Raw genomic sequence first — 14061 nt, 5'->3', positions numbered from 1 at the left:
TAGATAGGAATTCAAAGAGATTTCCAAAGCTTATATTCTGAAAACCCGACCAAATTAGAAAAATAAAGCGAGAAACAAGTTGTATTGCGCAACTTGAATAATAAAAACGCAAAATGAAATTTATTGTACACTAAAAAATCATTAAAAATCTGATGTTATTACATGCGGTAACAACATCTAGTGATTTTTCAGCTTAAAAACCAGATTTCATCGTATATTTAGCGAATGAGGTTTTTATTATAAAAATTGCACTAAATGGATAATAACGTTTCATAGCGAAGAAGTTTCTTCTGAAGTATCTCCTGTATGAATCATACGTAATAATTCAATTTTTTGCTGTTCATTTAAGCCTTGGATTTGTTGGTACAAACTGTCGATTTGAGTTATTGAAGGTTGAGTATCAAGCGGTAGTGTATCGACATGAGGAACTGTTTCGTCTCTTTGCAAGAGCGTATAAAGGTGTTCAAGCTGCTGTTGAGTGGTATTTAAATCAAGTTGAGTAACTTTACAATGTTCTAATTTAAGACATTGGTAGGTAACTGCATGTTCAAGTAATTCTTCACGGCTTCCAGTCACTATAATTTGTAAACGCGGAAAGGCTTGATGCATACGATTTAAAATTTCAGAACAATGCAGAGCATCTAATTGCGAATCAATCTGGTCAATTAACAAAACTCCTTCGCCTTCAAGGCAAGGGTTTAGACTTAATGGATTGAGTAAACAAAGTCTACGAACAATATCACCTACCAAAGCAATCCATGTTTTTGTGGTATTTGAAAGTTGCTGAAACGTTAAAACCTCACCTTGGTAATGCGCCATAAGTTGAAGCTTTGGATGATATTATAAATAGAGCTCAGAAAGCTCTGGAAAAACCGTTTTTAACGCTGATTTGAGTGCGTATAAGTTTGGTGAGGGTAGTTGCTTTGGTTGTCCTGCCAATTCGATTTGAAGTTGGCGTAAAAGTTCGTCCTGATCTTCTGGATTTGATTGTTGTGAAATAATTTTTTGAACAACATGAGCTGCTTGCGCATTTTCAATATCGCTAATTTCACGTAACCATTCAAAAAAGCGAGTAAACGTTGTAAATGGAATTAAACTAATATCGTAAGCAGAAATAGATTGGGTAATGCCCGGTAGGTTTTTGTTGAGCAAACTTATATCGTTAACAAAGCGCTCAGATGGATAATAGGCAAGTAAGGGCAGACCTTGAAGTGGGTCTTTTCTCGTTACTTGATGATAAAGTGCAATGGCTTGATCGAGTTGTTGAGTTTCGACTTGACTCATGCCTATTCCACTCGAATTTAAGGTCTTAAACAGTTTCCAGCTACAAAGTGATGTGTCAGTCTGCTGTGCTGAAGTTGTTTCAGGGAGTTGACCAAACTCTGAAGGAATATGAATACTGACTTCTATTTTAGACTGCAAACGAGAAAGGGTAATGTCTTGATCAGGCATAACCACGCCTGGAGTACGGACATCTTTCAAGCGAGCAGGAAACCATGTTAAGGCATTATAAATATGCTTAAGCAGCATACTTTTACCGGTTGCCTGTTCACCTAAAATTAAAGTAATTGGTTGTTTATCATATTCAAACTGGATCTTTAGATCATGAAACAGAGCAACATGTTTAAATTGGATAGATTCAAGTCTCATAGGCTCACCTAATTATGAGCGCTTCAACCAACCGACTTTCGAAGACTTAAAGGCGCCCTTACTTTTAATTGTTGTATCAGATCATAAAGATGATGGATGTTTAGACTTACTTTAGCACGAGTACAGGCCACGTAAAGTAATCTTAATTCTTCATCTGTAATCTTGTGCTCTAAGCCATTAATTTTAAATTGATAGTCATCTTCAATATGGACACGATTCCACTCTAGTCCTTTTGCTTTATGGGCGGTAGAGATGACATAGTCAGCCTGTTCAAGTGGGGTGATCTTCGCAAGCGCTTTTTTCAGTGGGTCAGTACCGTGATCATCTACCAGTTTAACCAAGGGTTTAATGTCACTTCCTTCATTGGTTTCACAATATTCATGAACATCATGCCATGAGTTAAACCATGCCAACTCGGGAACGTCAGTAACTCGTTTTCCTTGTTTCAAAAGGCTTGCGGCATCTACAAAGCGGTTTAGTTTTTGATGGTCTGCCTGCAAACTTACTTTGTCACCGTGAACTAAACCAGCTAATAAAAGCTCCATTGCCCGAGCATTGGTACGACACAAAATCGCATCACGCATTTTGGTATGCGGTTTATTGACGACACTTGATTTTTGGTTCGGATTACCAAGCAAAGGAACTGTCTCATTTAAGCCACCTAGCAAAGCATTGGCAACATCGGCAATTGCCTCTCCGAAACGGAAAGAAGTAGTGAGGCGAGACTCTGGCAAAGGCAGCTGTTGCATGGCATTTACTGCACCGCGCCACGCGTAGATTTGCTGATGTGCATCGCCTACATAAATAACTTGCGTAGTTTTTTGACGAAGTAAAATCCCCAGCATTAAAGGATCAGCATCTTGGGCTTCATCAAATAAGACATAATCGGCTGGAATATTAGGTTCAGACAATGCCCAAAGCTTGAGATAAATATCGTGACCAATTCCGGCCTGATGGTTCGGGTCGATAGACTCTAACCAGCGCCGTTCAACAGCAGGGTAAAGGTGGGTTTGTAGCTCAGTAATATCGTCTGGATGTAACCAGTTGGGTGCCTGAATATGTCGAGGAGCGGGGTATTGTGAGCTAGTCGAACAGAAATAGCTCACCGCATTTGCGACAAGGCTTGCGAGGCGACTTGGCATTAAGACGTATTTTTCATAACGCCCACCCATCATACGTCGCAAGGTAATCGGTTCTAGTCGATATTCTTTTGCAATGAAGCTTGGACTTAAGCGCGGCAAGCGTAATTTATCAGTCACACCTCGTGGCACACTGCGAAAGGCGAGTGAGTGAAAAGTACGACAATCTACATTACGATGAAATTTGTTTTGTGCTTCACCAGCAATTGCTTTGTTAAATGCTAGGTACATACCACGCCGTTCAGGCATGGCATCGCTAATCATTTGTAATGTAGTAGTTTTACCTGTACCCGCATAGGCAATCACTTTAAATGATTGCCCAAGACGTCCATTATCTATGGCAATTGCTTGCTCATAGGTGGCTTTAGGTTTTTCGATATTCGACACTGAGTGATTTTAAACCTTGTTGCGGTTAGCTTTTTCAACTAAACCAGATAAACCCTGACGACGAGCTAATTCGTCAATAATAAGTTGTGGATTAAGATCGAAATAACCCAACATGACAATGCTATGGAACCACAAATCGGCAGTTTCATAAATCAAGTCATTTAAATTGCTTTCTGTATTTTGAGCAGCGTAGTCTTTTGCAGCAATAATAGTTTCTACGCTTTCTTCGCCAACTTTTTCTAAGATTTTATTAATGCCTTTTTTGTAGAGGCTTGCAACATATGAAGTGTCTGCTTCTGCTTGCTTACGCTCTTGCATCAATTGCCCTAAGTGAGCAAGCACATCAACTTGTTCAGTGGTGTGAGCGTGATCGTGGCTTTCAGTTTTAGCTTTGTCACCATAAATTGCAGTAGGGTCTTTTAATTGTGCATCGACAATTTCCCAACCCTGTGGGGTAAGTTTACGGTAGAAACAAGACTCACGACCTGTATGGCACGCGATACCACCGTGTTGCTCCACCTGTAATATAATTATATCACCATCGCAGTCCAGACGAATTTCATAAACCGTTTGGAAATGACCTGATTCTTCACCCTTGTGCCAAAGTTTTTGGCGAGAGCGAGAGAAATACACAGCTTGTTTTTTTTCTGCTGTGAGTGCAAGTGATTCACGGTTCATCCACGCTACCATCAAAATACGTCCGGTTTGATGATGTTGAGCAATGGCAGGGATAAGACCATTGGAATCAAATTTAACTTCATCTAACCAGTTTGACATGAGCGGAAATCCATTGAGTGGAAATGAGCTAGTGTAGCGCTTGTGCTTGGGGTTGGCTATGCTTGTTGTATAAAAAATCGGTTATATGATTTATATGTAAGATAGATATGAGTAACTTATAACTTGAGAGTTGTTTAAATTACTTTTGATTTGTGAAGTCATCGCTATTATAAAATTATCTCAGCATATTGTATAACTTAGGAAAATAAATTTTGGATAAAATAGAAAATTTTGCTTGTCGAGTGTGTGGGCTGATACAGGGTGAAGAGCCGTGGGGTGAAAATGGGGAAAATCCAAACTTTGACATTTGTGATTGTTGTGGCACTGAATTTGGATATCAAGATTGTACTAAAGAGTCCGTAAAAGCAAACCGCAAGAGATGGTTGGAGGCAGGTGCTAATTGGTCGGTATTAAAAGAGAAACCTAAAGATTGGGATATTGAAAAACAATTACAAAATATCCCTGCAAACTATAAATGACTTATAACTTTATGTTGTTTGAAATCTCAATCAAATTTTGATCTGGGTCGCGAATATAAACTGAAAGAATAGAGTGCATTGCACCAGTACGTTCAACAGGACCTTCTTCAATTTGTATATTTAATTGATTAAGGTGTGCAACCACTTCTGAAATAGGGGTATCTGAAATAAAACACAGGTCGGCAGATCCGGGAGTTGGCTGTAATGCCTTAGGTTCAAACTCGTTACCTTGCTGGTGTAAATTTATTTTTTGATTTCCAAACTGTAGAGCCTTTCTATCACCTTTAAAAGTGATGACCTCAAACCCCAACACGGTTTGATAGAAATTACATGTATTCTCAATACTGGCAACAGTTAAAACAAGATGATCAAGATGGCTGATTTTCATATGCTACTCACAAGTATTCAATAGGGTTAATAGTCAGACAGGGATTCATTTTTTAAATGAAACGCACGGCTTTCTTTAGGTAATTGAGCGACTTGATCATAATCAAGTTGTTGAAACGGACTAGTCTTTAAACCTGAAATTGTGATGGCCATTTCCTTTCGAAAATAGGGAATTTGATACATCCACGGAAAAACAAGATCTCTTAAACCTCCAGTCCACCAATGATCAGATTGATAGAGTGGTGTTAATAAGCGACTGAGAAATTGATAAAACTGGGTGGATGAGTGGCGAAGCTGGTGATAGTGCTGCCAGAGTAGGGACCAATCAATATTCTGGTTCTTCTTGGCATGTTGTAATGATTGAGAAAAAGCCCAAGCATCTAATAACGCCATATTTGCGCCTTGCCCTAACTGTGGACTCATTGCATGAGCTGCATCTCCAATTACCCCGATTCTTCCTTGACCAAATTGAGTCATGACGACATCACGATAGTTTGCAGATAACCATTTAGGTTGAGTTTGACTATTATACAAAATTTCTTTTAGCCATTCTGCCACTTTGGGCCATCGCTCTGAGACTTGCTTTAACCAAGCCTGCTTGGCTTGTTCATCTTGCAAAAAGCTTTGTAATTGTGGGGTAGGTAAGCTCCAAAATATACTCGAAAGGCGCTGTTGAGGTTCTGTTGGAATGGCTCCTGTAGGAAGAATTCCCATCATAATTTTCGAGTGATCATAAAATTGATGCAGAATCTCAGAATCGAGGACTTGGCACTCAGGCACGATACTCCACGCCGCTCCCCATGGATAAGCTTTGTCAACCTTTACCCATGCTTTGGGGCGTAACTGGCTACGAGCACCATTGGCAATGAGTAGACCATCAAAGCAAGCATCAAACTTTTGGTTTTGATGAGTTCCGAATAGTCGAACTTCATCGTTACGTTCTTCAAAACTTTCAATAGAATGGTTCATACACCAAGTAATCTGGCTTGAATACTCGCTAAGCTTTTGAGTGAGCACATGACATAAAGTGGCACGGTGTATGCCTAAACCATAAAGATTTGCTGATGCTTCGTGATAATGACTGTTAACTAAAAGGCGCTTATCCGGAAGTTGTCCTTCTAGGCCCGTGACTCTCGCACCTAAGGTTAAGGCTTTGTCGAGTACACCTAAATGTTCAAATACAGCTAAGCCCGCGGGTTGTAGTAATAATCCAGCACCTACTGGAGATAACTCATCAACTTGTTCAAAAATAGTAACGTTATTGCCTTCTCGGGCAAGTAAAATGGCAGTGGCTAAACCTGCTGTACCTGCCCCGATAATAGCAAAATGAGGTGTTTTCATTGTTTGTTCTTTTCAAGCATTTATGAATGCTAATTTAGCAATGAACGAATAAGCGATCTATATTTTTTAAAAATTAAAGTTGGCCATAAAAAACCCTTGCACTTGCAAGGGTTTTAGAACTTATTTCAATATACGCCAAAGCGCTAATAAACTGCTTAGCACAATTAAAATAATAGAAACAAACCAAGGGCTAATAATCGCGATGGTGAGCAAAATCAGCATGGTACTGCCAAATATCCAACTGCGGCGTTGTTGATGTTCCATTTGCAAACGAAGTTGCTGCATTTCGCGTAACTGACGGTCTTGCCAAGCAGACTGATTTTTTAAACCATTTAAACTGTCAACAATTAAGCTTGGGAAATCTTGGGCACCTAAAAGCAGGTCAGGTAGTTGCTGTCCTAACTCTTTTATATTTTTGACTGGGTTCATGTTGGCTTTGACCCATTCAGTCAAAATAGGTTTTGCCAATTTCCAGATATCGAGCTGCGGGTAAAGATCGGTGCCTAGACCTTCGACATGCACTAAAGTCTTGAGCAACAACATGAGTTGAGGTGGAATCTCTAAATGGAAGCGACGGGCAATATCCATTACTTGAATCAAGATGCCCGCAAAATCAAGTTGATCCATTGGTTTAGATACCATTGGACCAACTGTGCGACGCATTTCACGCGATAGCGCATCTTGATCAGTTCCCGGTGGAATCCAGCCAGCTTGATGCACAATTTGAATGAGCTGCATAAAGTTGCTGTTCATGACAGCAAGCAACATGCGGGCAATGGTCATTTGGTCATGCTTAGATAACTCACCCATAATTGCACAGTCGAGTGCAATAAAGCGTGGATTGCTTGGGTTAATTGTTTCTACAAAGACATTGCCGGGATGCATGTCAGCATGGAAAAAGTTATCGCGGAATACTTGCGTAAAGAAAATGGTTAGTCCTTTTTCTGCAAGTTGTGCGCGATCCATGCCTAGACGGTCAAAGGTTGCCGTATCTGAAATAGGCACACCAGTAATACGTTCAGCCACCATGACATCTTTGGTATCCATGTAGACTTCAGGCACGTACATCATGGTTGAGCCAGTAAAGTAATGGCGCATACGACGCGTGTTGTCTGCTTCGATACTCAAGTCCAGCTCATTTAAAATAATCTGGCGGTAGTCTTGAATAATTTCAGAGAGATGTAAGGCACGAGCAGCTTCAAGGCGACTTTCTAGTGTGTTGCCTAACCATGCCAAAATCTCAAAGTCTTGCAAAATTTGATTACGAATGTCGGGGCGAGTCACTTTAACAACGACTTCTCGACCATCGTGCAAAGCAGCAGTATGAACTTGTGCAATTGAAGCAGCTGCTAATGGCTGGTCATCAAATCGTGCAAACAAGGTATTTACGTCAGCTTTTAATGATTCTTGAATACGTTGTTTGGCAACATTGCTATCAAAAGGTTTTACCTGATCTTGAAGTAAGACCAATTGAGCGAGTATTTCAGGTGGAATTAAATCACGTCGAGTTGACAATAATTGTCCAAGTTTGATTGCAAGTGGACCCATCTCTTCTAAAGCTTCTTTAAGCTTTAAAGGATTTTTACGTTCGCGACTCGACCATGCAGCAGGATGCATTTTAATAACACTTAATGCACGCTGAGCTTTAACAGGTAATTCATCCGCAGGGAATAACGTATCGAGTCTATAGTGCGCTGCAATACGCCAAAGTTCGAGTAAACGTGAAACGTGCGGAATCATATACAGTCTTACCTAGTCTTGAGTGGGTTGTAGTTGTGCATTGAGCTGCTGCAATTTAGCTTCTAGACGGTCAATATCTTGATTAAGCTTACGCGTAGCTTGATTTAAATTGTCCATTTCCCAGCGTGGGGCAAATAAACCGCTGTCTTCTTTTAAAGCATCTTCAGCAAAAAATAGATGGCTTTGAAGAGAACGTTTTAAATGCTTTGGTGCAAGTTGAATCTTGCCAATTTCATGAGCGAGTTGAGGACCAACCCATTTTGATAAATGCGCAGCTAAATCAGGTTCAGCTTGCTGCATAATTTTTTGAATATCTTGTAATAGGTGATAGTCACCTTCTAGTGGGATATTACCAATCTGGTCTGCATCACTCACCAATAGTTTGATGAGTTCAACCACATCTTTGACATGCAAAGTTGCTGTTGCTTCAGAAATTTTGAATTGCGGATCAAAAGGGCGTTGTTCAAAAATAGAAGGTTTTTCGCTATGCCCAGTTGCAGTAGGCTCAAGACGTACTTTTTCTTGGTCAAAGAATACATCGACAGAAAGCTGCGGGCTATCGATGACAACACGCAACATTTTGCCCTGTAACTGATTGAGCTGAATGCGGGTTAATGCATCCAGATCGATCAGATGATGAATGATACGTTCGACTGCACCAAGTGCCAGAATCGACCACATATCGCTATACCTTACAGTTTGAAGCCACGGTGAACGGCAACGATACCAGCAGTTAAGTTGTGATAGTCACAGTTCTGGAAACCAGCATTTTCCATCATACCTTTTAAAGTACGTTGGTCTGGGTGCATACGAATTGATTCAGCCAAGTACTTATAGCTTTCTGAGTCATTGGCAACCAATTTACCCATAATCGGTAAAGCAGTGAATGAATAAAGATCATAAAGTTTTGAGAATGGCTCAAATACAGGTTTAGAGAATTCAAGAATCAGTAAACGACCACCTGGCTTAAGTACACGGAACATAGAAGCAAGTGCTGCATCTTTATCAGTTACGTTACGTAAACCAAAGCTAATAGTGACAAGGTCAAAGCTGTTGTCTGCAAATGGCTCTAATGTTTCTGCATTGGCAAGAACGAAATCGACATTGGTACAGCCTGCATCGATCAGACGGTCACGACCAACATTCAGCATAGATTCGTTAATGTCGGAAAGTACCACATGACCTTGCGGACCTACTTCACGGCTAAATACTTTTGCTAAGTCGCCTGTACCGCCCGCAATATCCAACACGTGTTGACCACGGCGAACACCAGACATATTAATTGCAAAGCGCTTCCATAGACGGTGAATACCAAATGACATCAAGTCATTCATCAAGTCATATTTGCTTGCAACCGAGTGGAAAACTTCAGCAACTTTTTGAGCTTTATCTTCAGTTCTAACTGTTGAGTAACCAAAGTGTGTTGTTTCACCAACGTTGCCAGTGTTACCAGCGCCACGTGGTAAATTATATTTAGGTACAGAACCACTAACAGGTGTATCTGTTAGCGTTTGCTGTAAAGATTGTTGTTGCCCTTGAGGTGTACCTTGCGGTAAAGGTGAGCTTAGGAATGGGCTAACTTTGTCTGAACTTTGTGCCTGCTCAGTTGGAGATGTTGGCTTTTGGTTTTCGTTAGACATATTGTCTCTCCTAGACTCAAACTCAAGTGAAACGGAATAAGTTCTGCATGATGACAGATTTTGTCTATTTTTACAGGCATCATCATGCAAATATAATGAATAAAATCTCAACTTCGTGAGGTTGAGTTTTTCTATGTGCCGACCTTATCACACTCTAAACGGATTCGGATGCCCTGAATGTACATTTTCAACAATTTGGCGTTCTTTTTCCGTAAAAGTCTTGATAAAGCTCTCGGCAGATTTTAACGGTTTCATCGCACTAAAACCATCTTGAATAAAATCATACATCAATTCGAAATGATATTTTTGAGCAATTCCTTTACACATTTTAAATGCAGTGAACATCATAAATGAACGCATGTATTTATCTAAAGCGATCCCTAGATCGTCAAGAAGAGCAAGCTGTTGATAACGGGCTTCTGCTTGATCAAGCTTGATTAAGGTTAAGCGCATGATCTCGTCGGTGAGTACGGTATCTGCTGGGTAGTCTGCGAGAAGTTGCATGGCAACTTGCTCATCAAGTTGAGTTGCAAGCACAGCCAAACTTACCGATTTAGTTCCGGTTTTAATCGCATTTTCAGGTAATACTTTTTCGGCTTTATGGGCATATTTCAATAGACGTTCAATTTGTGCAGCAAGCGCATCGAACTCTGGGCCACCATATAAACGGTTTAAAAAATACTCTGACATGAGCTTATGCTCTGGCAAATTAAAAAAGTCATGATGGGTATCTTTCATCCGCTCTTTTAGCCATGTTTGTACATCTTGCAAACGTTGGGCAAGCACAGGATTATCATGATAATTAAATGTTTTATATTGTTGTAAAAGATCATCAAAAGCAGCGAGTTTAGACATGTAAGGCTCTAATATTGGGCTATTTACAAAAAATCATAAGAGGCATTGTAACCTTCTACTATGGCGAGTAGATGTAAAAAAAATGATTTATGCGTCAATTTTTAAGTGAAATCTTGCCGCAATGACATAATTTGTATAGCAATTCATCATTTAAGCGCATAAGTTAAAGATCATCGAAATTAAACAATAAAAGATTAGAGCTCCAGAGTATGAGTAAACAACAACCGAAATTCGAAATTCGAGATAAAGAACAGCTCTCAGTCGATTTGATTGAAGCACAATATGCTTTAAAAGATAGTCGAGGTAAGCCTAATGCTAAAAGTACATTGATATTAATGAGTGGTATTGAGCTTGCTGGAAAGGGGGAGGCAGTGAAGCAGCTTCGCGAATGGTTAGACCCGAGATATTTGCGGGTAAAAGCAGATGCGCCACGTATGCTTACCGATACAGAAGCATTTTGGCAGTTTTATTCAGAGTTTATTCCAACTGAAGGCCAAATTGTGGTGATGTTTGGCAATTGGTATAGCGACTTGCTTGTGACAGCAACTCATGTTGCAGAGCCTTTGGATGAGGCACGTTTTGATGCGTATGTTGAAAATATGCGTTCATTTGAGCAAGACTTAAAAAATAATTATGTCGATGTGATTAAAGTCTGGTTTGATCTTTCTTGGAAATCATTGCAAAAACGGTTAGATAAAATAGACCCTTCTGAACAGCACTGGCATAAACTCCACGGCTTAGACTGGCGTAATAAAAAACAATATGACACTTTGCAAAATTTACGCCGCCGTTTTACCGATGATTGGTACATTATTGATGGGGAAGATGAAACACAGCGTGATCAGTTTTTTGCCCAATATCTTTTGCAAAATATGCGTGATTTACCTGAGCATGAAAATGAAGTCAAAGGAAAATGGCAGCAAGCAAAGATTCCTGAAAGTTTATTAAAACCTGCTCAGGAAAAGCTTGATAAAGCCGAATATAAAAAAGAGCTCGATAAACTGAGCAAAAGAATTGCAGATAGCATGCGCTTTGATAAACGAAATGTGGTGATTGCATTTGAAGGAATGGATGCCGCAGGTAAAGGTGGTGCCATTAAACGAATTGTTAAAAATTTAGATCCGCGTGAATATGAAATTCACTGTATTGGAGCCCCTGAACGTTTTGAAGCGAGACATCCTTATTTATGGCGTTTCTGGAACCGTATTAATGAAGCTGAAAAAATTACGATTTTTGACCGGACATGGTATGGTCGCGTACTCGTTGAGCGAGTTGAAGAGTTTGCGTCACCTTTAGAGTGGCAAAGGGCATATGATGAGATTAATCGCTTTGAAAAAGATTTGTTTGATAGTCAAACCATTGTAGTGAAAATTTGGCTAGCGATTAGTAAAGATGAGCAAGAGCAGCGTTTTAAAGCCAGAGAAGAGACACCGCATAAACGCTTTAAAATTACTGCAGAAGACTGGCGTAATCGTGATAAATGGGATGACTATTTAAAAGCAGCAGCAGATATGTTTGAACGGACGAGCACTGAGTATGCACCTTGGCATATTGTTGCGACTGATGACAAATATACAGCTCGGTTAGAGGTATTAAGAGCGATTTTAAAACAGTTAAAGGCAGACTAAGGTCTCCTTTAACTGTTTAAATATTAGTGCTTATTTGATTATGCAAGTTGATCCTTCATTGATGGAGATTCTATAGCAAGAGTTTTCCGATTGCGAAATACAATAAGCGTTGCAATTAAACTAATGATTGCGGCAAACATTAACCAGAAAGCAGGCATACTTTTGCTGCCAGATTCTTGTACAAGATATGTGGCAATCATAGGCGTTAACCCACCAAATATAGAAGTGGCAAGACTGTACGCTACAGAGAACCCAGCAATTCTTACAGAGCTTGGCATCATTTCAGTGAGGGAAACGACCAATGCGCCGTTATAGAAACTATAGAGCAGAGATAGCCAAAGTAGTGAAATTAACATGTGTGCCAAACTAATGTTTTGAGTCAGCCAGCTTAATAGCGGATAAGCACTTACAAAAATTAAAACTGTTGTGGTAATCAATAATGGTTTTCGGCCAATTTTATCTGATAAATAACCACCTATAGGTAATAGAATAAAGTTACTTGCCCCGACCATTACCGTTGCAAATAAGCTTTCTGCAGTTGTTAAATGTAGAACTTCTTTTCCATAAGTTGGGGTGTAAACTGTAATGAAATAGAACATGGTTGTAGTAGTTGCAACCATACACATTCCAACGACTACAATTTTCCAATTCGCTGCAAGCGTTGACATAATTTGTTTAGTAGTTGGATGCTCTTTTCGAGAGGCAAAAGCTTCGGTTTCGGCTAAAGATTTACGTAACCAGAATATAAACGGAATAATTGCACAACCGACAAAAAATGGAATACGCCAAGCCCAGGCATCAACTTGTGCTTTCGTAAACGCTAAGCTGACTAAATAGCCTAATGTGGCAGCAAAAATTACAGCAACTTGTTGGCTAGCAGATTGCCAACTGGTAATAAACCCACGGTTATGTGGTTCAGCAATTTCAGATAAATAAACGGAGACACCACCTAGCTCAACTCCAGCTGAGAAACCTTGGGCTAGACGACCAACAAATATTAAGACAGTGGCTGCAAAGCCGATGGTGGCATATCCGGGTGTTAATGCAATTAACAAGGAACCAAGTGCCATAATACTTAAGGTGACCATTAGTCCTTTTCGGCGGCCAATTCGATCGACATATGGACCTAAGACAAGTGCGCCAATTGGTCGCATCAAAAAGCTAACGGCAAATACCAAAAAAGTTTTCATTAGTGCGGCATAGCTGCTATCAGAATGAAAAAAAGTTTCACCTATCGCTTTTGCATATAGACCGAAGAGGAAAAAGTCATATTGTTCTAGGAAGTTACCACTGGTTACATTAAAAATGGCACGTAAACGGGATGTTGATTGTCCATATTCCACAATGACTCTCCGTATTTCATTTGGCATTGTAGACTGAATAATAGACTTTTAAACTTTAGTAAAACTTAAAAAAATAAGTGAAGATTACAGTTTTTAACATATCTTTTGTTTTATTGTGTAAATTTTAAAAGCAAAAAATAAGGCACAGTCACGTGCCTTAAAAAATTACGATAGGATTGTATTAACTCTCAAGTACTGTAGAGTTGATTCCCTTTTGTTGAATGCGTTTAGCAAGGTTATAGCTATCATTTAGATGAGTTTGGGCTATTTTTTTCATCATAAAATAACCTAAACTTGCTGCAACAATTTGTCCGCCTAATGGTATAAATTTTGTCACTTGTTTGGTTACGATTTTGCCAAAGAAACCATTAAAGGTTTTTTTAACGGTTGTACGCGCGACCATAAAACCTGAAAATTGAAAGCCACGTTTACGCAATTCATCCCAATGAATGGTTTTTGTTTTTGGATCATAGACGCTGACATGTTCAGGTGCTAAGCCAAAGCGAGCATTAATATCGGGAATAAGCTGTGTCAAAATTCCCAAATCTACGACCACGTCAAAAAAAGGAATCGGTACAATTGCTGCGCCAGCAGACACGTAAGCTCTTTTCTGAATGAGATCGTGGCACTCATCGCGAATTTGTTCCAGATTTAGGCTAGGATCAATATAGTCAGGAATGTTATCAATTTTCATA

12 protein-coding genes and 1 pseudogene are annotated in these 14061 nt (G+C 39.6%); 2 read left to right on the top strand and 11 right to left on the bottom strand.

What is annotated here, in order from left to right; translation table 11 throughout:
* Positions 1-270: 270 nt before the first annotated feature.
* The 3 genes and pseudogenes from ACLCEG_RS13420 to hisIE form a co-directional block, all read right to left on the bottom strand.
* Positions 271-1650: pseudogene (locus ACLCEG_RS13420) on the bottom strand (AAA family ATPase).
* A gap of 23 nt (positions 1651-1673) precedes the next feature.
* Positions 1674-3176 (bottom strand): UvrD-helicase domain-containing protein, encoded by a 1503-nt coding sequence (locus tag ACLCEG_RS13415; RefSeq protein WP_410567883.1) that lies wholly within the window; start codon positions 3174-3176, stop codon positions 1674-1676.
* Positions 3177-3185: 9 nt separating this feature from the next.
* The gene (hisIE, locus tag ACLCEG_RS13410; RefSeq protein WP_410567881.1) at positions 3186-3953 is read right to left on the bottom strand and encodes a bifunctional phosphoribosyl-AMP cyclohydrolase/phosphoribosyl-ATP diphosphatase HisIE; all 768 of its coding nucleotides are present in this window, start codon (positions 3951-3953) and stop codon (positions 3186-3188) included.
* A 212-nt stretch (positions 3954-4165) separates the two neighbouring features.
* Here hisIE and ACLCEG_RS13405 point away from each other — a divergent pair, with 212 nt between their 5' ends.
* Positions 4166-4432: a hypothetical protein gene (locus tag ACLCEG_RS13405; RefSeq protein ID WP_200028157.1), complete on the top strand. Its 267-nt coding sequence runs from the start codon at positions 4166-4168 to the stop codon at positions 4430-4432.
* A gap of 1 nt (position 4433) precedes the next feature.
* Here the strand turns inward: ACLCEG_RS13405 and ACLCEG_RS13400 are convergent, their stop codons facing one another.
* The 6 genes from ACLCEG_RS13400 to ACLCEG_RS13375 all read right to left on the bottom strand — a co-directional run bounded on the left by ACLCEG_RS13400 (position 4434) and on the right by ACLCEG_RS13375 (position 10395).
* On the bottom strand, positions 4434-4820 hold the full coding sequence (locus tag ACLCEG_RS13400) for a VOC family protein (protein WP_174735579.1): 387 nt from the start codon (positions 4818-4820) through the stop codon (positions 4434-4436).
* Positions 4821-4846: 26 nt separating this feature from the next.
* Positions 4847-6160 (bottom strand): FAD-dependent oxidoreductase, encoded by a 1314-nt coding sequence (locus ACLCEG_RS13395; RefSeq protein ID WP_410567879.1) that lies wholly within the window; start codon positions 6158-6160, stop codon positions 4847-4849.
* A 120-nt stretch (positions 6161-6280) separates the two neighbouring features.
* On the bottom strand, positions 6281-7900 hold the full coding sequence (locus tag ACLCEG_RS13390) for an ABC1 kinase family protein (protein ID WP_004699046.1): 1620 nt from the start codon (positions 7898-7900) through the stop codon (positions 6281-6283).
* Positions 7901-7912: 12 nt separating this feature from the next.
* Positions 7913-8581, bottom strand: a complete 669-nt coding sequence (locus tag ACLCEG_RS13385; RefSeq protein ID WP_004699044.1) for an SCP2 domain-containing protein — start codon at positions 8579-8581, stop codon at positions 7913-7915.
* 11 nt (positions 8582-8592) lie between these two features.
* Positions 8593-9540 (bottom strand): bifunctional demethylmenaquinone methyltransferase/2-methoxy-6-polyprenyl-1,4-benzoquinol methylase UbiE, encoded by a 948-nt coding sequence (ubiE, locus tag ACLCEG_RS13380; RefSeq protein WP_004699042.1) that lies wholly within the window; start codon positions 9538-9540, stop codon positions 8593-8595.
* Between the two features lie 147 nt (positions 9541-9687).
* A complete protein-coding gene (locus ACLCEG_RS13375; protein WP_019456887.1) occupies positions 9688-10395 on the bottom strand; it encodes an FFLEELY motif protein in 708 nt (235 codons plus the stop codon).
* Between the two features lie 209 nt (positions 10396-10604).
* On the opposite strand from ACLCEG_RS13375, the gene ACLCEG_RS13370 reads away from it, so the two are divergent.
* Entirely contained in the window at positions 10605-12023 is a 1419-nt protein-coding gene (locus ACLCEG_RS13370; RefSeq protein ID WP_410567877.1) for a phosphate--AMP phosphotransferase, read from the top strand.
* A 38-nt stretch (positions 12024-12061) separates the two neighbouring features.
* Here ACLCEG_RS13370 and ACLCEG_RS13365 read toward each other — a convergent pair whose 3' ends face one another.
* Positions 12062-13366, bottom strand: a complete 1305-nt coding sequence (locus ACLCEG_RS13365) for an MFS transporter (RefSeq protein ID WP_107972874.1) — start codon at positions 13364-13366, stop codon at positions 12062-12064.
* A gap of 181 nt (positions 13367-13547) precedes the next feature.
* Complete coding sequence (locus ACLCEG_RS13360; protein WP_004699033.1) at positions 13548-14060, bottom strand: hypothetical protein; 513 nt, start codon at positions 14058-14060, stop codon at positions 13548-13550.
* Between the last annotated feature and the right edge of the window lies 1 nt (position 14061).

The organism is Acinetobacter sp. H1(2024), from assembly GCF_046557555.1.
GTDB lineage: Bacteria > Pseudomonadota > Gammaproteobacteria > Pseudomonadales > Moraxellaceae > Acinetobacter > Acinetobacter seifertii.
This window is presented reverse-complemented; position numbering and strand designations above follow the sequence as displayed.